Raw genomic sequence first — 20,580 nt, 5'->3', positions numbered from 1 at the left:
CCTCGGACGGCGCCCGGGGATGAACCGCGGTGCGGTGGGGTGCGCCGCCGCAGACCGCGGCTCACCCCACCGCTGAGCGGCTCACTCCCCGGCGCTGGGTCGACCGGCCGGCATCCCGTCGCGCTCGACGACCACGACCGGCTGGACCTCGGCGGCCGGCGTCGGCTCCTCGGTGACGGCCTCGCCGCGGGCGACCATGCCGGCCTCGGTGGCCAGCGGGATCTCCCGCAGGAAGAACGCCAGCACCAGCGCGACGACCAGGATCGGCACCAGGTACCAGAACACCGGGGCCAGGGCGTCGGCGTAGGCGAACACCACGGCGCTGCGCAGCGGGTCGCCGGCGGCGTCGACCGCGGCGGGGGTGAGCGAGTCCGGGGAGAGGATCCCGGCGGTCACCGCCTGCTCGGCGCTGGCCGACAGCGCCGTGCCCAGCCGCTCGGCCAGCCGGGCGGGGAACAGCGTGCCGAACACGGCCACGCCGAGTGTGGCGCCGACCTCGCGGAAGTAGTTGTTCGTCGACGTGGCCACGCCGAGCTGGGTGGCCGGCACCGCGTTCTGCGCGGCCAGCACCACGTTCTGCATGATCAGCCCGAGCCCGGCGCCCAGGGTGAAGACCATCGCGCCGATGGTCCACAGCGAGGTGTCCCCGGTCAGCTGGGTCATCCACACGATCGCGGCCAGGATGGTGGCCACCCCGGCGACGGTGAACACCTTGTAGCGGCCGGTGCGGGCGATGAACCCGGCGGTGCCCTGGATGGTCACGATGATGCCGGCGGTCATGGGCACCAGCAGCAGCCCGGACACGGTGGCCGACTGGCCGGAGCTCATCTGCAGGTAGGTCGGCAGGAACGCGATCGCGGAGAACATGCCCAGCCCGACGGCCAGCCCGAGGGCGGTGGCCACGGCGAAGGTGGGGTTGGTGAACAGCTGCAGCGGCACGACGGGCTCCACGGCCCGTCGCTCGACCAGCACGAACACGACCACCGCGACGACGAGGCCGGCACCCAGCGCCAGCGTCCACGGCGCCGTCCAGCCCTCGCTGCCGCCCAGGTCGGTGGCCAGCACGAGGCAGGTGGTGACCGCCGACAGCGCGATGATGCCGGCGATGTCCAGCGGCGTGGTGTTCCGCCGCTTGGGCAGGGTGAGGGCGAACCAGCCGATGGCGAAGGCGGCCAGCCCGACCGGCACGTTGACCCAGAAGCACCACTCCCAGCCCAGCGAGGAGTCGGTGAAGAACCCGCCGATCAGCGGCCCGGCCACCGCCGACAGCCCGAACAGGGCGCCGATCGGGGCCATGTACCGGGCGCGCTCCCGGGCCGGGACGATGTCGGCGATGATCGCCTGCGACAGGATCATCAGCCCGCCGCCGCCCAGGCCCTGCACCCCGCGCCAGACCACGAACCAGCCGAAGGACGGCGCCAGCGCGGCACCGACGCTGGCCACGGTGAACAGCCCGATCGCCACCAGGAACAGGGTGCGGCGGCCGAAGAGGTCGCCGAGCTTGCCGTAGACCGGCATCACCAGGGTGGTCGCGAGCAGGTAGGCGGTGGTCACCCACGCCATGTGCGAGACGCCGCCGAGGTCCCCGACGATGGTGGGCATCGAGGTGGACACGATCGTCTGGTCCAGGGCGGCCATGAGCATGCCGGCCACCAGGGCGCTGAAGATGATGTTGATCCGTCGTCGGGTGAGGACGAGCGGGGGTGCTGCGGTGGTCACGGGTCTCCTGCTCAGCGGGGTGGTCAGCGGGGGGCGGGGAGGCCGGCGGCGAGGACGCCCCAGGCCTCGTCCATCAGGTCGGGCAGCGAGGCGGTGAAGTCGGTGGCCAGCCAGCGGTGCAGGGCCGTGCGCATGGCCACCCCGCTCACCCCGGCCAGCAGCAGCGGGTACAGGTCCTGCGGGCCGGTGCCGGACCGGGCGGCGAGGACGGCGGCGACCTCGTGGTCACCCCGCCCGAACGCCGCGGCCAGGTGGGCAAGCAGGACGGGGGAGGCGTCGACGACGCGCATGCGCAGCGGCCACAGCTCGCCGTCCCGGGCCATCACGGCGGCCCGCTCGACGGCGACCGCCCGCAGGGCCTCGACCGGTGTCTCGTCGCCCGGCCGCGCGGCCACCGCGGCGGCCACCGAGCCCGACTCGTCGGGGTCCAGGCCGAGGACGGCGTCGTCCTTGGTCGGGAAGTAGTTGAAGAACGTCCGGGGCGAGACGTCGGCGGCGGTGGCGATCTCGTCGACCGACACCGCGTCCAGCCCGCGCTCGGCGACCAGCTCGAGGGCGGCGACGTGGAGCGCGCGACGGGTGGCGGCCTTCTTGCGGTCGCGCAGCCCCGAGGTCACCCGAGGAGGGTGGCACAAAAAATGCGGGGACTGCAAGATTGCAGTCCCCGCATCTTCAGCGTGTCACGGTGCCGAGGTGCCGACCAGCTCCCGCTCGTCGTCCCGGGGGTCGGCCTTCTCCAGCGCCGCGCCCTCGACGTCGAGCACCGGCAGCCACCGCAGCCAGCGCGGCAGCCACCACGCCCGCTCGCCCAGCAGCGCCAGCGCGGCGGGCACCAGCACCATCCGGACGACGAAGGCGTCGAACAGCACGCCGATCGCCAGCGCGAACCCGATCGACTTGATGGTCGCGTCGCCGGCCGGCACGAACCCGGCGAAGACGCTGAACATGATCAGCGCCGCGGCGAAGACCACCGGCGCCGCCGAGCGGAACCCGCTGCGGATCGCCGCCGTGGGTGCCGCCCCGTGGGCGTGCGCCTCGTGCATGCGGGAGACCAGGAAGACCTGGTAGTCCATCGCCAGCCCGAACAGGATCCCGATGACCAGGATCGGCGTCAGGCTGATCAGCGGACCCGCACTCTCCAGGTTGACCAGGTCGCCCAGCCAGCCCCACTGGAAGACCGCCACGGTGGCGCCCAGCGCGGCCCCGATGGTGAGCAGGAAGCCCAGCACGCCGACCAGCGGCACCAGCAGCGACCGGAACACCAGCACGAGCAGGACCAGCGCCAGCCCGACGACCAGGGCCAGGTACACCGGCAGCGCGCTGTTCAGCGAGGACGCGACGTCCACGCTGACCGCCGTCTGCCCGGTGACCGAGGCCGTGACGCCGTCCAGGTCCGACAGCTCGGCCCGCAGGTCCTCGACCAGCTGCTCGGTCGCTGCGCTCGTCGGGCCCGAGTCCGGGACGACGGTCAGCAGGGCGGCGTCGCCGTCGGCGTTCGGGATGGCCGGGGTGACGGTGACGACGTCGTCCAGCCCCTGGATGCCGGGGGTGGCCGCCGTCGCGGTCTCGGCCGCGCCGGTGCCCTCGAAGAGCACGGTGATCGGGCCGTTGATGCCGGCGCCGAAGCCGTCGGCCAGCAGCTGCTGGGCCCGGTCCTGGGTGCTGTCGGCCGGCGGGGTCTGGATGAGCGTGGTCCGCATCGAGGCGACCGGGATCGAGATGACGCCCAGGGCGACGACCGCGGCCAGCAGGGCGACGATCCGGTGCTTGGTCACCGCGACGGCCCAGCGGCCGAACAGTCCGGTGGCCGGTGCGGCGTCGTCGACCGAGGCCGCCGGCGGCAGGTCCCGCTGCTTCTTGGGCAGCGCCCGGCGGCCCAGGAAGGACAGCACGGCCGGCACCAGGGTCAGCGCGACGAGGACGGCGACCACGATGGTCGCGCCGGCCGCGATGCCCATCTGGGTGAGGAACGGGATGCCGGCGACGAACAACCCGACCAGGGCGATCACGACGGTCAGGCCGGCGGTGACCACCGCGGAGCCCGCCGTCCCGACCGCGGTGGCGATCGCCGTGGGCACGTCGACGCCGCGCCGCAGCTCCTGCCGGTGGCGGTTGATGATGAACAGCGCGTAGTCGATGCCGACGGCCAGGCCGAGCATCGCGGCCAGGATGGACGTCGTGGAGGACAGCTCCAGGAACCCGGTGGCGATGGTGATGCCCAGGACGCCGATGCCCACGCCGACCGCGGCGGTGAGCAGGTTCATCCCGGCCACGACGAGCGTGCCGTAGGTCAGCGCGAGCACCAGGACGGCGACGACCACGCCGGCGATCTCGCCGATGCCGCCGATCTCGGGTGCGGCCTCCAGGGCCTGCCCGGCGACCTCGACGGTCAGCCCGGAGTCGCGGGCGTCGGTGACCGCGGCGAGCAGGGCGTCCTGCTCGGCCGGGGTGACCTCGCCGGGGCCGACGTCGTAGGTGACGGTGCTGTACCCGGTGGTGAGCTCCTGGTTGACCGTGGGCGCGGCCTGGTCCAGCGGGTTGCTGGCCGAGACCACGCCGGGCAGCCCGCCGAGGTCGGCGACCAGCGTGCCCAGCGCGGTGGCCTGGTCGGGGTCGGCGAGGGTGGTGCCGGCGGGGGCGCGCACGACGACCTGGGCGCTGGCCCCGGCGTCGGTCGCGCCGAACTCCTCGGAGATCCGGTCGAGGGCGACGGTCGACTCCTGGCCCGGGATGGAGAACGACGACGTCGTCTCCCCGGCCAGCGTCGCGGCGCCGACGCCGCCGGCGACCAGGACGGCCAGCCAGACGAGGACGACGGTCAACCTGCGGCGGTGCGCGAGGGCACCCAGCCGGGCGAGCAGTGCAGCCATGGGGGTCAGGCCTCCGGGTCGGTGGAGCGGGCGGGGGTGACGTCGGCGTCCGGGCGGCGGTGGCCGAGCGCGTCGAGGCAGGTGGCGACCACGAGGGACCGCCAGGTCGTGGTGGACCCGAGCTCGGTGGCGGCGAGAGACAGGACGGCGAGGGCACCCAGGGCGCCCAGCACGCGGACGGTGCGCGTCGGGTCGTCGGGCACCTCGCCGGGCGCCAGGCCGAAGGCGCGCACCGCGGCGTCGCCGGCGGACACGGCGCACTCGGGGGTGGGCTCCTCGGCGGCGGGGGACAGCAGCAGCGCGACCAGGCCGGGGTGGGCGAAGGCGATGTCGACCAGCACCTCGACCGTGGCCCGGTCCCGGTCGACGCCGGCGGGGAACCGGCCGCTGACCGCCAGGACCTGGTCGGCGAGCTGGTCGGCCTGGGTGGTGACGGCCGCGTGCAGGGCGTCCTTGCTCGGGAAGTGGTGCAGCAGCCCGGCCTTGGACAGGCCCACCGCGTCGGCGATCTCCTGGACGGAGGTCTTGGCGAACCCGCGGCGGGCGAAGAGCGCGGCCGCCCGGTCGAGGATGTCGTCGTCCCCGTGGTGGGTGCGCGTCGACCTGGTCACCGGGAGCACGCTACGCGGGGACCGACCGATCTGGTCGGTTTACCGACCAGGATGGTCGGTGAGGTCGCTCACCCCAGGGTGGTCTCGAAGGCGTAGAGCCGGTCGACCACCGGGAGGGCGCGCAGCTCCTCGACCGCCGTGGGCCGCAGGCCGTCGAACAACGGCGTCCACCCGGCCGACAGGTACAGCTCGCGCGCCTCGGGCTGCAGCGGGCCGGTGGTCAGGAACGCCCGGGTGTAGCCGGCCGAGGCCGCGTGCTGCTGCAGCTCGGCGAGCACCCGGCGCGCCAGTCCGCGCCGGCGGTGGTCCCGCGAGGTCCACATCCGCTTCACCTCGGCGGTGCCCGGGTCCTCGTGCGCCCGGTAGGCGCCGCCGGCGACCGCGGCGCCGTCGTCGAGCAGCAGGAGGAAGACGCCGGTCGGCGGGGTGAACTCGGCCGCGGGGTAGCGGTCCATCTCCTCGGTGGCGCTGCCGAAGAGGTCGCCGTAGCGGGCGTCTTACTCGCGCAGCAGATCTTTCAGCATCGGGACGGCCCGCGGGTCCTCGGGGTGGACCAGCTCGGTGACGATCCGGTCGCGCGCGGTGTGGTCTGCCACGTGTCGCAACGGTAGGCGGGCGTCCCGGCCGTCGTTCCGCTGGCAGCCCCATGTGATCGGGGGCACACTGGAGCCGTGGACAGCTACGCCGTCGGATACGCCCGCCCGGACCGGTGGTCGCGCTCGCGGCCCGAGGACACCGTCTCCTCCTCGTGGCACGCCGTCGAGGCGCACCGCCCGCCGTCGGAGCTCGACGGGGAGGTGGAGCTGGCCGTCTGCGGCGCCATCGTGCAGGTGTGGGGCGCCCACCGCTGGGACCGCGTGGGTGCGCGGGAGACCGCCTGCACCGAGTGCAAGCGGTCCACCGCGCAGCAGCTCAGCCGCTCGGCCTAGCCCTCCCGGCGAGGGCGCCGACCGGTGATCGCGGAGAGACCGGTGACCTCGCGGCCGACGATGAGCGCCTGCACGTGGTCGGTGCCCTCGAAGGTGTAGATCGCCTCGATGTCGGCGTGGTGCCGGGCGATGTGGTGCTCGAGCAGGATGCCGTCGCCGCCGAACAGGTCGCGGGCGTCGGCGATGATCGTGCGGGCCTTCTTGCAGCAGTTCATCTTGGCCAGCGACGCCATGGCCGCGGTCATCCGGCCCTCGTCGGCCAGCGTCGACAGCCGCCAGCACATCAGCTGCATGGTGGTGATCTCGGCCAGCATCCGGGCGAGCTTCTCCTGCACCAGCTGGTAGCCCGCGATCGGCTGGCCGAACTGCTCGCGCTGCAGGGTGTGCGCCAGGGCCAGCTCGTAGGCCGACTGCGCGACGCCCAGCGCCCGCCAGGCGACGGTGTACCGGGTGCGGTCGAGCACCTGGGACACGTCCTTGAAGTTGTGGCAGTTCTCCAGCTTGTTCTCCGGCCCGACCCGGACGTTCTCCAGCGTGATCTCGGCCTGCCACACCGCCCGCAGCGCCGTCTTGCCGGTCATCACCGTGGCGGTGAAGCCCGGCGTGCCCTTCTCCACGACGTACCCGCCGACGTTCCCGTCCTCGTCGCGGGCCCAGATCAGCACGATGTCGGCGATCGACCCGTTGCCGATCCACTTCTTGGCCCCGTTGAGCACGAAGCCGTCGCCGTCGCGGGTGGCCGTCGTCCCCAGCGCGACGGCGTCCGAGCCGTGGTCGGGCTCGGTGAGCCCGAAGGCACCGATGGTCTCCATCCGGGCCATGCCCGGCAGCCAGCGCTCCTTCTGCTCCTCGCTGCCCAGCAGGTCGATCGACTGCATGGCCAGGAAGCTGTGCACGCCGTGGAAGGTGCCCATCGAGCCGTCGGCGCGGGCCCACTCGGCGGCCACCAGCCCGGCGGCGACGGCGCTCATGCCGGCCGAGCCGTGGCCCTTCACCGTGCCGCCGGCGATGCCGAGGTCGGCGAGCTTGGGCACCAGGTGGGCGGGGAACTCGGCCCGCTCCCAGTAGTCGTTGATGATCGGGGTGACCTCGGCCGCGCAGAACGCGCGCACCCGGTCCCGGATCTCCAGGTCGCCGGGGTCGATGAGGTCGTCGACGGCGTAGAAGTCGGTGGCGGGGGCGAGGGTGTCGGCGTCGGTGCTCACGACCTCGGACGCTAGGCCGGTGTCCGGCATGCTGCTCGTCGTGCGCATCGTGATCGCCCCGGACAAGTTCAAGGGCACGCTGGACGCCGACGGGGTGGCCGACGCGATGGCGGCCGGCGTCGCCCGGGTGCACCCGGAGGCGGAGGTGCTGCTGCGCCCGGTCGCCGACGGCGGCGACGGCACGGTCGCCGCCGCGCTGCGGGCGGGCTGGACCCCGCTGGCCGTCCGCGTCAGCGGTCCGGACGGCGCACCCCGGCAGGCGGTCCTCGCCCTGCACGACGGCACCGCACTGGTCGAGCTGGCCACCGCGGCCGGCCTGCACCTGGCGCCGCCGGCCCCGCTGACCGCGACCACCCGGGGGGTCGGCGACCTGCTGCTCGCCGCGCTCGAGGCGGGTGCGCGCCGGCTGGTGGTGGGCATCGGCGGCAGCGCGACCACCGACGCCGGGGCCGGGATGCTGACCGCGCTCGGCGTCCGGTTCCTGGCCGCCGACGGCACCGACCTGCCCCCCGGCGGCGCGGCGCTGGCTCGCCTGGACCGGGTCGACGCGTCCGGTCTGGACCCGCGGCTGGCCGGGGTCGAGGTGGTGGTCGCGACCGACGTGGACAACCCGCTGACCGGCCCGGCCGGTGCGGCCGCGGTGTTCGGCCCGCAGAAGGGGGCGACGGCGGTCGACGTCGCGTTGCTGGACCGGGCGCTGGCCCGCTTCGCCGCGGTGGTCCGCCGCGACCTCGGGGTCGAGGTGGACGCCGTGCCCGGCGCCGGCGGAGCAGGGGGGACGGCGGCCGGCGCGCTGGCGCTGCTGGGCGCCCGGATCACCTCCGGGGCGGACCTGGTCTGCGACCTGGTCGGCCTGGACGCCGCGCTGGCCGGCGCCGATCTGTGCCTCACCGGCGAGGGCGCGCTGGACGAGCAGACGCTGTCGGGCAAGGCCCCTGCCGTCGTCGCCCGCCGGGCCGCGGCCGCCGGGGTGCCGTGCCTCGGTCTGGCCGGCGTCGTCCGGCTGGCCCCGGCGCAGCTGTCCGCCGCCGGGTTCACCGCGGCCCACGGCCTGGTCGACCTCGAGCCCGACGTCGCGGTCTGCCTCGCCGAGCCCGCCCGGCTGCTCGCCGACCTGGCCGAGCGGGCGGTCAGCTGACCGGCTGGCGCAGGATCGTGCGCTGCTTCTCCGGAGCGGTGCGGCGGGGGTCGGTCAGGTAGACCTCGTGGTGCCGGCCGGTCGGGCTCAGCCCGGCCCCGGGCAGCACCTCGTGGTGCAGGCGGTGCAGCACCGGGCCCTCGTCGTCGAAGGGGCCGACGTGCAGCGTCTGCAGGCACCGGCCCTCGGACAGCACCTCGACCCGGACGTCGTCCAGCCGCGGCGGGGCCTTCGCCCGGGTGCCCTCGACCGCGGCGGCCACCTCGTCGGGGCCCAGCCAACCGGGGACCAGGAGCAGCAGCGTCCACTCCCAGGCCGCCTTGTCCCGGCGGCGGGTGAAGGTGTCCATGTCCTGCGCCCACCACAGCCCCTCCAGCGGCGGGACGACGTAGTCCCGCCCGGCGGCCTTGCTGGCGAACTTCAGCGCGAACGCCACCGGGTACAGCGACTGCACCGCGTCGCCGAACACCTGGGTGTTGGGGTCCCCGTGCCCGTCGACGGCCAGGTAGGCGCGGTCCGGGACGGTGAGCGTTCGGAACTCCCCGCGGTGCGCCCGGTAGACGTCGTCGTCCTTGAGGTCGACCTTCGCCTCCGTCACACGGAGAGCAGACCGCGGACGTAGGCGGCCTGGCCGGCGTGCTGCAGGTCGTCGGTGACCACGCTGACCAGCCGGACGCCGAGGGTGACCGGCGGGTCCCAGCCCTCGTCGACCACCCGGTCCAGGTCGGCGTCGGACAGCGTGGCCAGGTACTCCTTGGTCTTGGCACTGACCGCGTGGTGGTAACCGACCAGCAGCTCGGCGTCGGCCCGGACCTTCGCGGCGTCCTCGGTGGACATGCCGTAGCCGTGCGCCTCGTCGGGGAACGGCAGGTCGAACCGGCGGGCCCAGCCGTCGGCGGTGTACACCTGCTCGCGCCCGGCCACCTCGGCGACGTGGTCGTCCTGCACCCGGGTCAGGTGCCAGACCAGCCAGGCGATCGAGTTCGTCCCGGGCGCGGGGGACTGCGCCAGCTGGTCGGTGGTGAGCCCGTCCACGGCGGCGTCGACCACCCCGGCGATGTTGTCGAAGGCAGCGGTCAGGACCTCGTCGGTGCGCATGCGCGCGGGCCTACCCGGGACCGGGCGGTGGTCACACGTGCGCGCCGATCGCGGCGTGCACCGAGCGCACCGCGCTGGCCCCCTCGCCGACGGCGGCTGCCACCCGCTTCATCGACCCGTGCCGCACGTCGCCGGCGGCGAACACGCCCGGGACGCTGGTCTCGAAGGGCAGCGGCTCCCGGCCCAGCGCCGTCCATGTGGGGTCCGGGCCCGCCGGCAGGTCGACGTCGGTCAGCACGAAGCCGTCCCCGTCGACGGCCACCCCGCCCAGCCAGTCGGTGGCCGGCTCCGCGCCGATGAAGCAGAAGAGCCCGACGCACGCCTGCTCGCGGGAGGGGCCGCCGTCCCGGGGGGTGAGGGTGACCGACTCCAGGCTGTCCCCGCCGCCCAGCGCGGTGACCTGCGTGCCGGTGGCCACGGTGATCCGCGGGTGCGCGAGCACCCGGTCCACCAGGTAGGCCGACATGCCCGCGGTCAGGTCGGGCCCGCGGACGGCGAGGGTGACCGGCGCACCCCGGGAGGCCAGGAACAGCGCGGCCTGCCCGGCGCTGTTGGCGCCGCCGACGACGGTCAGCGGCGCGTGGCTGCAGGCCCGGGCCTCCAGCTCGGTGGCCGCGTAGTAGATGCCGGCGCCCTCGAAGTCGGCCCAGCGGTCCAGCGGCAGCCCGCGGTAGCGCGCACCGGTGGCCAGCACGACCGAGCGGGCGAGCACCTCGGTGCCGTCGCGGAGCACCAGCCGCAGCTGGGTGCCGCCGGTGTCCAGCTCGACGACCTCGCACGGGCTGGACAGCTGGGCGCCGAACTTGAGCGCCTGCAGGGCGGCCCGCTGGGTCAGCTCGACCCCGGACAGCCCGGACGGGAAGCCGAGGTAGTTCTCGATCCGAGAGCTGGCCGCGGCCTGCCCGCCGGTGCCCACGGCGTCCAGCAGCACCGTCCGCAGGCCCTCCGAGGCGCCGTAGACGGCCGCGGCCAGCCCGGCCGGGCCCGAACCGACGACGGCCAGGTCGACCGGGTCGCCGGACAGCGCCCGGTAGGACAGGCCCAGGACGTCGGCGAGCTCACCGGGGGTCGCCCGGCGCAGCCCCCGCCCGCCGACGACGACGGCGGGCAGGTCGCCGGCGGCCAGCGGGGTGGCGGCCATCAGCGCCTGGCCGGCGACCGTCTCGGCGTCGAACCACAGGTGCGCGATCCGCTGCCGCGCCGCGTAGGTGCGCAGCGCGTGCGACCCGGCCGACAGCTGCGACCCGATGATCTCCACCGCGCGGGCGGCGACGCCGGTGCGCAGCGCCTTGCGGCGGGCCATCAGGGTGCGCAGCAGGACGTCGGCGAGGTCGGCGTCCTCGGCCATCAGCCGGCGGAACCGGGCCGGCGGCACCCGGTGCACCCGGCCGGCCTCCACCACCCGGGCGGTCACGTAGACGACCTGGCCGGTGAGCAGGTTGAGCTCGCCGAGGAAGCTGCCCGCCCCGTACTCGGCGATCGGGGACTCCGGCTGGTCGCCGGTCGCCGGGCTGGTGATCTCCACCCGGCCGGACTCCAGGACGACCAGGTCGTAGCCGGTGTCGCCGGGGGCGAAGACCACGTCGCCGGGGACGACCTCGCCCGGGTCGCCGTAGGCGGTGAGCCGGCGGAGCTGGTCCGTGGAGAGCTGCGGTGCGGTGGGGGTGCCGGTCGTCGTCACGGGGGTGTCTCCCTGGGGGCGGGGCCGGGCGGGACCTCAGCTGATCACGTGCCCGGCCCCCGGCGCCAGGGCCGTCTCAGCCGGCGAACAGGTGGCCGCCCTCGACGAGGAGCCAGGCCAGCCCGGCGAGGGCCGCGACGGTCACCAGCAGGAGCAGCACGGTGGGCACCACCACCCAGCGGCGCTTGAACCGGAACCGCGGCCGCTCCGGTTCCGGGGCGCGGGCCGCCCCGGTGGTGGACAGCTGCTCGGACAGCGCGCGCAGCTTGACCTTGGCGTCGTGCGCCCGGCGGCGGAGGTCCGCGGCGTCGAAGCGCTGCNGAGTGGGGCGGGTGGGGCTCGAACCCACGACCCAGGGATTATGAGTCCCATGCTCTGACCGGCTGAGCTACCGCCCCGTGCGTGCGGACAGCCTGCCACGGCCGGGCCCTGCACCGGTCAGTTGCCCTCGGGCCGCTCCACCCGGTCCGCGGGCGCCGCCTCGTCGGCGACGTCGGCGTCCTTCTCGGGGGTCTGGCCGCGGGTCTTGAGCAGCGACGCCACGGTGACCACGAGCAGGACGCCGAGGATGACGGCCAGGGACAGCCAGGTGGGGATCTCGGGGACGGACTCGATGGGCTGGCCATCGTTGAAGAAGGGCAGGGAGTTGTCGTGGACCGCTTCCAGGATCAGCTTGACGCCGATGAACCCCAAGATGATGGCCAGCCCGTAGGACAGGTAGACCAGCCGCTTGAGCAGTCCGCCGAGCAGGAAGTAGAGCTGGCGCAAGCCCATGAGGGCGAAGACGTTGGCGGTGAAGACGATGAAGGCCTCGCGGGTGAGGCCGAAGATGGCCGGGATCGAGTCCAGGGCGAAGAGCAGATCGGTCGTGCCCAGCGCGAGGAACACCACGATCATCGGGGTGAACAGCTTCTTGCTCTTGCCGCCGCGGGCCTTGTTCATCGCGTCGGGGTCGGGGACGCGCAGCTTGTTGCCGTGGAACTCCGCGGTCATCGGCAGGACCTTCTTCAGCCGCCGGATGAGGGCGTTCTCCTCGTAGTCGTCCTCGTCTTCCCCGCGCACCAGATTGATAGCCGTGTAGACCAGGAACGCGCCGAACAGGTAGAAGACCCAGGTAAACCGTTCGATGAGCTCAGCGCCGGCGAGGATGAAGATCCCGCGCAGCACCAGGGCGATGATGATCCCGACCATCAGCACTTCTTGCTGCAGCTTCCGGGGCACCCTGAAGCGAGCCATGATGATCACGAAGACGAACAGGTTGTCCACCGACAGCGAGTACTCGGTGAGCCAGCCGGCGTAGAACTGGGTGGCGTAGTCCCCGTTGGTCACCGACAGCAGCACCACCCCGAACAATAGGGCCAGGGAGACGTAGAACGTCACCCACAGACTGGCCTCGCGCACCGAGGGTTCGTGAGGGCGACGGGCCACGATGGCCAGGTCGGCCAGCAGGAGCACCGTGAGACCGACGAACGTACTGATCTCGAACCAGACGGGGAGTTCCACGTCGGGGCACGATACGTACGGCACGGCCCGTCCGCAGGTAAGTCACGAACCAGGGCGAGCCGGTGTCGGAACGGCGTGTTCCTCTCCTAGTCTGCGGTCGTGCAGGCGATGGAGCTAAGCAAGGGCGCAAACGGTCCGCTGCCTACCGGGACCCCCGGTGTGCGGTGCGTCGTCGCTTGGGGACACGCCGAGGTCGAGGTCGACGCCTCGGCCCTACTGCTGGACTCGTCGGGACGGGTCCGGGACGACTCAGACATGGTGTTCTACAACCAGCCGACATCCAGCGACGGCGCTGTGCGGCACCTCGGCGGGTCGCTCACCGACGACGGTGGGCAGGAGGGCCTCGCGGTCGACTTGGAGGATCTGGCCGGGGAGGTCGCCACCGTCGCAGTAGCGGTCAGCGTGGCCTCTGGCACCTTCGCCGACGTCCCCGGTCTCGCCCTGCTCGTCCTCGACCAGGAGGGCGCCCCGCTGGTCTTGCACCGCGTCACCGGTGCCGACGCCGAGACGGCGATGGTGCTCGGCGAGCTGTACCGCCGCGACGGGTCATGGCGGGTCCGGGCCGTCAGCCAGGGCTGGGCCAGCGGTCTCGCTGGCTTGGCCACGGATCTCGGCGTCACCGTTGCCGATGAACCGGCCGAGGTGATCTCGCCTCCGACGCCGGCCGCGCCTGCTCCGGACACCGTCGAGGGCGCCGAGGACGACGAGGGCGCCGAGGACGACGTGGCCGTAGTGGAGCTCGAGCCCACCGCTTCCGGGCCGACCGCTGTGGTCGTAGAAGAGCCCGAGCCTTTGGTGGTTCCCGCCCCACGGCCGGACGACCCCCAGCCGGTGCCCCAGCCGGTCGCCGTCGGCGTGCGGACTCGCAAGCAGCCGCCGGTCCGCGCCACTCCGCCGGCGCTCAAGCTGGCCGGCGCCGACACCTGGAGCGCGGCACGGTTGTTCTCCATCTCGGGCGTCGGCAACGCTGGGGAGCAGGAGAAGCGGGCCACCTCCGCGCTGCTGGCCACGATGATGGCAGTGCGGCCGTTCGGGCGCGGAATCACCTCCCGGTTCGGGGCGCCCGCCGGGTTGCTCGAGACCTACCTCGAGGTCCCGTTCCACCGCGGCGAGTCCGTCGTCGTCCCCGACGGCGTCCTCCGGGTGCAACGCGGCGCACGCCTGTGGACCGCATTGATGGAGACCAAGACCGGCAGTGGGCAGCTGCGCCGCGAACAGGTCGAGAACTACCTCGACGTCGCCCGGCACGAGGGCTACGACGCGGTGATCACGCTGTCCAACGAGATCGCGCCCGGGGTGAACGAGCACCCGGTCGAGGTCGACCGCCGGAAGCTGGCCAAGGTCGCGCTGCACCATCTGTCCTGGGCCGAGGTGGTCCACGAGGCTCAGATGGTGCTGACCCACCGCGGGGTGGGCGATCCGGTGCAGGCCTGGCTGCTGCACGAATTCCTGCGCTACCTGCAGCACCCCCGCTCCGGCGCTGCGGGCTTCGAGGACATGGGGGCCTCCTGGGTCCCGGTCCGCGAAGCCGTGGCCGCCGGCACGCTGCGTCCGGGCGATCGCAAGGTTCCGGCTGCCGTCGACGCCTGGATCCGGCTGGTCCGCCAGCTGTGCCTGCGGCTCACCGCTGAGCTCGGTGTCGACGTCGCCCACGTGCTGCCCCGGAGGCTGGCCACCGATCCCGCCGCACGGACGACGGCCGGGGTCGAGACCCTCGCCGCGACCGGCCGCCTGACGGCCACCCTGCGGGTACCCGGCGCCGTAGGTCCGCTGGAGGTGGTCGCCGACCTGCGCACCGGTCAGGTGCTCACCTCCACCCGGGTGCCTGCACCCCAGGAGGGCACCAACCACAGGCGCACCGGCTGGCTGGTCAAGCAGCTCGCCGACGCCCCCGCCGACCTGCTCGTCGAGGCGGCCTTCGACGGCACGAGCCCGCCCACCTGTGAGCAGCTGCAGCTGGTGCGGGCGGACCCGTCGTGCCTGGCACCGGCCGGACGTGTTCCGCTGCAGTCCTTCCAGCTGAGCCGCAGCGTGGCGATGGGCACCAAGCGGTCCGGCGTGCGCGGGGCGTTCATCCCCAGCGTGGTTGGTGCAGTGGAGGGGTTCTACGGCGAGGTGGTCCAGCCGATCCGGCCATGGGTGGCCCGGGCGCCTCGCCTGCCCGATGACCCCGGCGACGACGGTGGACGGGACGATGGAGCTGCTGGGCCTGGTGCGCCTGGGGACCAGACGTGAGCCCCCGTGATCATGCTGCCGGGTGTACCGAGGCTGCATAGGATCGGTCGAACGGCGCCGGAGGCCGGCGCCGCGGGGGTCCCAGTACAACCGGGGTCCCTCACCCACCTGCGAGGAGACGGAGACATCGCGTGGTAGTCAGCTTGAACAAGGGTGGCAACGTCTCGTTGACCAAGGAGGCCCCTGGCCTGCGCGCGGTCACCGTCGGCCTGGGCTGGGACGCTCGCACGACCGACGGCAAGCCCTTCGACCTAGACGCATCGGCCATCGGCTGCCGCGCCGACGGCAAGGTCGCCTCCGACGAGCACTTCGTGTTCTTCAACAACCTGCGCAGCCCCGACGGGGCGATCGAGCACACCGGCGACAACGTGACCGGTGAGGGCGCCGGCGACGACGAGCAGATCAAGGTCGACCTGGCCGGCGCGCCCGCCGACCTGGACCGCGTCGTCTTCCCCGTGTCGATCTATGAGGCCGACAGTCGCGGCCAGAGCTTCGGCCAGGTCCGCAACGCCTTCATCCGCGTGGTCAACCAGGCCGACAACGCTGAGATCGCGCGCTACGACCTCTCCGAGGACGCATCCACCGAGACCGCGATGGTGTTCGGCGAGCTGTACCGCAATGGCGCCGACTGGAAGTTCCGGGCCGTCGGCCAGGGCTACTCGACCGGTCTGGGCGGCATCGCCGCCGACTTCGGCGTGAACGTCTGACCTGAACCACGACGAGGGGAGCGGATCATGAGCGTGAGCCTGAGCAAGGGCGGGAACGTCTCGTTGACCAAGGAGGCGCCCGGTCTGACCGCTGCCCTCGTCGGTCTGGGCTGGGACGCCCGGACGACGTCGGGGAACGCCTTCGACCTGGACGCGTCGGCGCTGCTGGTCGACGCCGGGGGCAAGGTGCTGAGCGATGCGCACTTCGTCTTCTTCAACAACCTGACCTCGCCGGACGGTTCGGTGACCCACACCGGTGACAACCTCACCGGCGAGGGCGACGGCGACGACGAAGCGCTGACCGTGGACCTGCCCACCGTCCCGGCGGCCGCGGACAAGATCGTGTTCGCGGTGTCGATCTACGAGGCCGAGAACCGGGGACAATCGTTCGGTCAGGTGCGCAACGCCTTCATCCGGGTGGTGAACCAGGCCGACGGCGTGGAGATCGCCCGCTACGACCTCTCCGAGGACGCCTCGACCGAGACCGCGATGATCTTCGGCGAGATCTACCGGCACTCGGGTGACTGGAAGTTCCGCGCCGTGGGCCAGGGCTACACCTCCGGGCTCGCCGGCATCGCCCGTGACTTCGGCGTGGACGTCGGCTGATCCCGTGCCCATCGATTACACGAAGCGCCCGGCCGTCCCCCCCTCCGACGGCCCGTCGTGGCCTCCGCCCGCCNAACCGTGGGCGCGGACTTGGTTAGCGTGACCTTGCGCGGGGGTCCCGCCGGGCCCCCGCCGGGACCCCCGCGCAAGGTCACGCTAACCAAGTCCGCGCCCACGGTTTCCCTGACCAAGAAGGCGTCGGCCGGCGGGGTGCTACGGGTGAACCTCAACTGGACGGCGCGCCCGCCCGGTCAGCAGGGCGGGTTCTTCGCCCGCCGCGAGCCCGACATCGACCTCGACCTGGGTTGCCTGTTCGAGTTCACCGACGGCACCAAGGGCGTCGTCCAGGCGCTCGGCAACTCCTTCCGCGCGGGTCTGCCCGGCGCGCCGTCCCCGGCGATCTGGCTGGACGGCGACGACCGCTCGGGCGCGAACTCCGGCGGGGAGAACCTGTTCGTCGACCTGCAGTACGCCGCGCACATCAGCCGGGTGCTGGTCTTCGCCTACATCTACGAGGGGGTGCCGAACTGGGCCGCGGCCCGGGCGCTGGTGACCCTGACCCCGCCCGACGGCCCGCAGATCGAGGTGGCCCTCGACGAGCCGCGCGCCGGTGCCACCACCTGCGCCGTGGCCCTGCTCGCACCCTCGGCGGGGGACCTCGCGGTCCGCCGCGAGGTCCGCTACGTCGACGGAGCACAACCCCAGCTCGACGCCGCCTACGGGTGGGGCATCCGGTGGAGCTCGGCCCGCAAGTAGCCCGGGGATGCACAAGGCATCCCGACCGTTGACGACGCACCGCCCCCCGACACGAGGAGTCCCCGCATGAGCGTCAACTTGAGCAAGGGCCAGAAGGTCTCGCTGGCTAAGCGCGACGGCGGCCAGCTGACCCGGGTCCGCATGGGCCTGGGCTGGGACGCGATCAAGAAGAAGGGCTTCTTCGGCAGCCGGGACCAGTCCATCGACCTCGACGCCTCGGTGCTGATGTTCGACGCCGCCGGCCAGCTGGTCGACCAGGTGTGGTTCCAGCAGCTGCGGAGCAAGGACGGCTCGGTGCAGCACACCGGCGACAACCGCACCGGCGCCGGGGACGGCGACGACGAGTCGGTGAAGGTGGACCTGACCAAGCTCCCGGCCGCGGTCACCACGCTGGTCTGCACGGTGAACTCCTTCACCGGGCAGGACTTCTCCCAGATCGCCAACGCCTTCTGCCGGCTGATCGACGAGACCACCGAGACCGAAATCGCTCGCTACGAGCTCAGCGGCTCGGGTCGGCACAACGCCCAGATCATGGCCAAGGTCTCCCGCGACGGCGCCGGTTGGTCAATGACCGCGCTCGGTGTCCCGGCCTCGGGCCGCACCTTCCGCGACCTGCTCCCGGCCATCGCCGGCTCCCTGTAGTCCCACACCACACCACCGCACCCAGGAGACAGCCACCATGTCCGAGCTGGACCTCGGTTCCTCGTCCACGCCCACCGCCGCTGGGCCGAGCGCACCCGCCGGGGGCGCGCTGGTGCTCCAGCCCCCGGCCCCCGTGGTGCTGGTGGCGCCCGAGCAGGCCGCCGGTGCGGTGACGCTGGAGACGGCCAAGCAGGTGGAGCTGCGCAGCAAGGCCACCGCGTTCGTCACCGACCTGGTCTCCCTGGACACCAAGTCACCGGCCTTCGCACAGAAGGTCGGCTCCATCACGGCGATGGGCGACAAGGAGATGCGGTCTTCGGCGGCGGTCTCCAACCGCATGCTCGACCGACCGGCGGCAGCCATGGGGGCCAAGGGGAAGGACGCCGACGCGCAGACGCGGGTCTCCAACACCCTCATCGACCTGCGCCGCACGGTCACCGACCTGGACCCCAAGCGCTCGGACCTCACCGGGGTCAAGAAGGTGCTGAAGTGGCTGCCCGGCGGGGACAAGATCGACCGCTACTTCGACAAGTACAAGTCCGCCCAGTCGCACCTCAACGCGATCATCAAGGCGCTGGACTCCGGTCAGGACGAGCTGCGCAAGGACAACGCGGCCATCGAGACCGAGAAGGCCAACATGTGGACGACCATGGCCAAGCTGCGGGAGTACAACGAGCTGGCCACGGCCCTCGACGAAGCGCTGGAGGGCAAGGTCGCCGAGCTGGAGGCCGCCGGGCGCACCGACGACGCCAACACCGTCCGCTCCGACGCGCTGTTCCCGGTTCGTCAGCGGCGACAGGACATCACCACCCAGATGGCGGTCGCGGTGCAGGGCTACATGGCCCTGGACCTCATCCGGCGCAACAACCTGGAGTTGATCCGCGGCGTCGACCGGGCGCAGACCACCACCGTGGCGGCCTTGCGCACCGCGGTGATCGTGTCCCAGGCGCTGAGCCGCCAGAAGCTCGTCCTCGACCAGATCAACGCGCTGAACACGGTGACCTCGGACCTCATCCAGTCCACGTCGGAGCAGCTGCGCATCCAGGGCGCGGCCATCAACGAGCAGGCGGCCTCCTCGACCATCGACGTCGCCAAGCTGCAGGCCGCCTTCGACAACGTGTTCGCCACCATGGATGCCGTCGACACCTTCCGGGCCCAGGCCGTGACCTCCATGGCCGACACGGTCCGGGCGCTGGAGGGACAGCTCGAGCGGGCGCAGCCCTACCTGGCCCGGGTCCGCGCGAACGAGGCCATCGAGGGTTGAGCCGGTCGTGAGCACCGGGGAGAGACACCGTGGCCTGGTTCCGGCGTAGCGAGGAACTGGAGGTCGCCCCGGTCGAGGCGGACCGGGAGGACACACCGGCCGCACTGGACGCCGAGATCGCCGGCGTCGTCCGCCTGGTCAACGCCGCGGCCGGCGACCTCCCGGTGGCCTCGGTGGTGGCGGCCCGGCGGATCACCGACCTGCTGTCGGAGGTGGTCCGCACTTCCGACGTCCGCCCGCTCGACGTCTACGCGGCCATCTCCGTGCGTGCCACCGCCACCGACTACCTGCCCACCACGGTGCGCGGCTTCGTGGCGCTGGACCCCGATCTGGTCGACGTCCCGGCGACCTCGGGTGTGACCCCGGCCCAGTCGCTCGCCGCCCAGCTGGAGGCGCTCGAGGGGGCCGCCGAAAAGGTGCTGCAGGCCGCGCGGCGGCAGGACGTCGATGCGCTGATGACCCAGGGCAGCTTCCTGCGCACCAAGTTCTCCGGCTCCGACCTCGACCTGTGAACCGAGCCCTGTGACCCGACCAGCACCACCTGAGAGGCGAGCACCGTGGCACGCATGACCCGCGGGGCCAACGTGGCCCTGACCCGGGAGATCCCCGGCCTGACCAGCCTGGTTGTCGGGGTGGCCTGGGACGCCGGCAGCGAGCGGGTGCTCGCGGAGAACCTGGTCCTCGCGCTGCTGCTCTGTGGCCCCGACAGCCGGGTGCTGTCCGACCGCCACATGGTGTTCTTCAACCAGCTGACGTCCCCCGAGGAGTCCGTGGCCGCCCGCGACGAGGCGCTGGACGGCGACCAGGAGCAGATCGAGGTCGACCTGCGCAGGGTGCCCGCCGAGGTGTCCCGGCTGGTCGCCGTGGTCTACGTCAATGAGGGCACCGCGCAGCGGCGCACCCTGGGCCAGCTGCGCGCGGTTTCGGTGGTGGTCCGGGACGCCAGCACCCACCGCGAGCTGGTCCGCTCGGAGGACCTCGCCCCGGTGTTGCAGGCTGAGACCGCCCTGGTGCTGGGCGAGGTCTATCGACACGGGGGCGACTGGAAGTTCAAGGTCGTCGGCGAGGGCTACCGCAACGGGATCAGCGGCATCGCCGGCGACTACGGGTTGCCGTTGTGATCCTGGCCCCGGGCGACGCCCCGGCACGCCCGGACCTCGACTGGCTCCGGCACCGCAGCCGCCGCGGGTCGCCGGCCGAGCCAGTGCCCGCCGACGCCGCGCCGGGCGGGTTGGTCGACTCCCTGGCCGGCCGGACCCCCCGCCGGCAGCCCGACCAGGCACCCACCCCGCAGCCTGTGGCGCCTTCGCAGGTGCCGGTGGGCTTGGACCTCGACCTCGACCTCGACCTCGACCTGGACCTGGACCTCGACCTCGGGACGTCGGGCGGGGACCTGCTCGACCTCTCGGCGCCGGCGCCCCGGCCGGTCCCCGCTCCGGCCCCGTCCTCCAGTGACCTCGACCTGTCCGACCCGCGGCCGGCCACCCCGCCGGCCGCCCCGCCGTCCGCGGCGTCGGACCTGGACCTGTTCCCCGAGGCCCCGGCGCCCCCCACCGCTCCGCCGGCGCGCTCGCCCGCACCTGCCCCGCGACCCGAGCGCGCCGGCGGAGCGGTGG

General features: G+C 73.1%; 20 protein-coding genes, 1 tRNA gene and 1 pseudogene. 11 read left to right on the top strand and 11 right to left on the bottom strand.

Translation table 11 applies throughout. The features are described from left to right. Positions 1–81 precede the first annotated feature (81 nt). The 5 genes from LFA75_RS02540 to LFA75_RS02520 all read right to left on the bottom strand — a co-directional run bounded on the left by LFA75_RS02540 (position 82) and on the right by LFA75_RS02520 (position 5,655). Entirely contained in the window at positions 82–1,719 is a 1,638-nt protein-coding gene (locus LFA75_RS02540) for an MDR family MFS transporter (RefSeq protein ID WP_225232195.1), read from the bottom strand. Positions 1,720–1,742: 23 nt separating this feature from the next. Then, on the bottom strand, positions 1,743–2,336 hold the full coding sequence (locus tag LFA75_RS02535) for an acyl-CoA-like ligand-binding transcription factor (RefSeq protein WP_225232194.1): 594 nt from the start codon (positions 2,334–2,336) through the stop codon (positions 1,743–1,745). A gap of 63 nt (positions 2,337–2,399) precedes the next feature. Beyond that, complete coding sequence (locus LFA75_RS02530; protein WP_225232193.1) at positions 2,400–4,589, bottom strand: MMPL family transporter; 2,190 nt, start codon at positions 4,587–4,589, stop codon at positions 2,400–2,402. Positions 4,590–4,594: 5 nt separating this feature from the next. Then, on the bottom strand, positions 4,595–5,200 hold the full coding sequence (locus LFA75_RS02525; protein ID WP_225232192.1) for a TetR/AcrR family transcriptional regulator: 606 nt from the start codon (positions 5,198–5,200) through the stop codon (positions 4,595–4,597). 68 nt (positions 5,201–5,268) lie between these two features. Next, a complete protein-coding gene (locus tag LFA75_RS02520) occupies positions 5,269–5,655 on the bottom strand; it encodes a GNAT family N-acetyltransferase (RefSeq protein WP_225232191.1) in 387 nt (128 codons plus the stop codon). Between the two features lie 216 nt (positions 5,656–5,871). Here LFA75_RS02520 and LFA75_RS02515 point away from each other — a divergent pair, with 216 nt between their 5' ends. Continuing rightward, complete coding sequence (locus LFA75_RS02515) at positions 5,872–6,129, top strand: hypothetical protein (RefSeq protein WP_225232190.1); 258 nt, start codon at positions 5,872–5,874, stop codon at positions 6,127–6,129. Here LFA75_RS02515 and LFA75_RS02510 read toward each other — a convergent pair. Next, positions 6,126–7,334, bottom strand: coding sequence for an acyl-CoA dehydrogenase family protein (locus LFA75_RS02510; RefSeq protein WP_225232189.1), 1,209 nt, complete (start codon positions 7,332–7,334; stop codon positions 6,126–6,128). The two genes, LFA75_RS02515 and LFA75_RS02510, sit on opposite strands and share 4 nt — an antisense overlap. A 28-nt stretch (positions 7,335–7,362) precedes the next feature. Here LFA75_RS02510 and LFA75_RS02505 point away from each other — a divergent pair, with 28 nt between their 5' ends. Continuing rightward, positions 7,363–8,472, top strand: a complete 1,110-nt coding sequence (locus tag LFA75_RS02505; protein ID WP_225235994.1) for a glycerate kinase — start codon at positions 7,363–7,365, stop codon at positions 8,470–8,472. On the opposite strand, the gene LFA75_RS02500 is transcribed toward LFA75_RS02505, so the two are convergent. The 5 genes from LFA75_RS02500 to LFA75_RS02480 form a co-directional block, all read right to left on the bottom strand. After that, the gene (locus tag LFA75_RS02500) at positions 8,465–9,070 is read right to left on the bottom strand and encodes a GyrI-like domain-containing protein (protein ID WP_225232188.1); all 606 of its coding nucleotides are present in this window, start codon (positions 9,068–9,070) and stop codon (positions 8,465–8,467) included. The two genes, LFA75_RS02505 and LFA75_RS02500, sit on opposite strands and share 8 nt — an antisense overlap. Next, positions 9,067–9,570 carry a mycothiol transferase gene (locus tag LFA75_RS02495; RefSeq protein WP_225232187.1) on the bottom strand — a complete coding sequence of 168 codons (504 nt, stop codon included), beginning with the start codon at positions 9,568–9,570 and terminating at the stop codon, positions 9,067–9,069. Before LFA75_RS02495 ends, LFA75_RS02500 begins: the two co-directional genes overlap by 4 nt. Positions 9,571–9,601: 31 nt before the next feature. Next, entirely contained in the window at positions 9,602–11,251 is a 1,650-nt protein-coding gene (locus LFA75_RS02490) for an FAD-dependent oxidoreductase (RefSeq protein WP_225232186.1), read from the bottom strand. A gap of 324 nt (positions 11,252–11,575) precedes the next feature. After that, positions 11,576–11,649, bottom strand: a tRNA-Ile gene (locus tag LFA75_RS02485). Positions 11,650–11,689: 40 nt separating this feature from the next. Next, the gene (locus LFA75_RS02480; protein ID WP_225232185.1) at positions 11,690–12,754 is read right to left on the bottom strand and encodes a TerC family protein; all 1,065 of its coding nucleotides are present in this window, start codon (positions 12,752–12,754) and stop codon (positions 11,690–11,692) included. Positions 12,755–12,862: 108 nt separating this feature from the next. Between LFA75_RS02480 and LFA75_RS02475 the strand changes: the two genes are divergently transcribed. From LFA75_RS02475 to LFA75_RS02435, 9 genes and pseudogenes are all read left to right on the top strand, one after another. Further along, positions 12,863–14,989: a TerD family protein gene (locus LFA75_RS02475; RefSeq protein ID WP_225232184.1), complete on the top strand. Its 2,127-nt coding sequence runs from the start codon at positions 12,863–12,865 to the stop codon at positions 14,987–14,989. A gap of 131 nt (positions 14,990–15,120) precedes the next feature. Next, complete coding sequence (locus tag LFA75_RS02470) at positions 15,121–15,696, top strand: TerD family protein (protein ID WP_225232183.1); 576 nt, start codon at positions 15,121–15,123, stop codon at positions 15,694–15,696. Positions 15,697–15,723: 27 nt separating this feature from the next. After that, positions 15,724–16,302 carry a TerD family protein gene (locus LFA75_RS02465; protein ID WP_091249022.1) on the top strand — a complete coding sequence of 193 codons (579 nt, stop codon included), beginning with the start codon at positions 15,724–15,726 and terminating at the stop codon, positions 16,300–16,302. A 219-nt stretch (positions 16,303–16,521) separates the two neighbouring features. Continuing rightward, positions 16,522–17,058: a hypothetical protein gene (locus LFA75_RS02460; protein ID WP_225232182.1), complete on the top strand. Its 537-nt coding sequence runs from the start codon at positions 16,522–16,524 to the stop codon at positions 17,056–17,058. 66 nt (positions 17,059–17,124) lie between these two features. Then, positions 17,125–17,700, top strand: a complete 576-nt coding sequence (locus LFA75_RS02455; RefSeq protein ID WP_225232181.1) for a TerD family protein — start codon at positions 17,125–17,127, stop codon at positions 17,698–17,700. A gap of 37 nt (positions 17,701–17,737) precedes the next feature. Continuing rightward, positions 17,738–18,964, top strand: a complete 1,227-nt coding sequence (locus LFA75_RS02450) for a toxic anion resistance protein (protein WP_225232180.1) — start codon at positions 17,738–17,740, stop codon at positions 18,962–18,964. 29 nt (positions 18,965–18,993) lie between these two features. Next, positions 18,994–19,476, top strand: a complete 483-nt coding sequence (locus LFA75_RS02445; RefSeq protein ID WP_225232179.1) for a hypothetical protein — start codon at positions 18,994–18,996, stop codon at positions 19,474–19,476. Between the two features lie 54 nt (positions 19,477–19,530). Next, positions 19,531–20,085 carry a TerD family protein gene (locus LFA75_RS02440; protein ID WP_225232178.1) on the top strand — a complete coding sequence of 185 codons (555 nt, stop codon included), beginning with the start codon at positions 19,531–19,533 and terminating at the stop codon, positions 20,083–20,085. Continuing rightward, positions 20,082–20,580, top strand: a pseudogene (locus LFA75_RS02435) (hypothetical protein); the annotation flags it as partial. The gene LFA75_RS02440 and the pseudogene LFA75_RS02435, both read left to right, overlap by 4 nt.

It is taken from the genome of Klenkia terrae (assembly GCF_900491935.1).
In the GTDB taxonomy this organism is placed as follows: domain Bacteria; phylum Actinomycetota; class Actinomycetes; order Mycobacteriales; family Geodermatophilaceae; genus Klenkia; species Klenkia terrae.
This window is presented reverse-complemented; position numbering and strand designations above follow the sequence as displayed.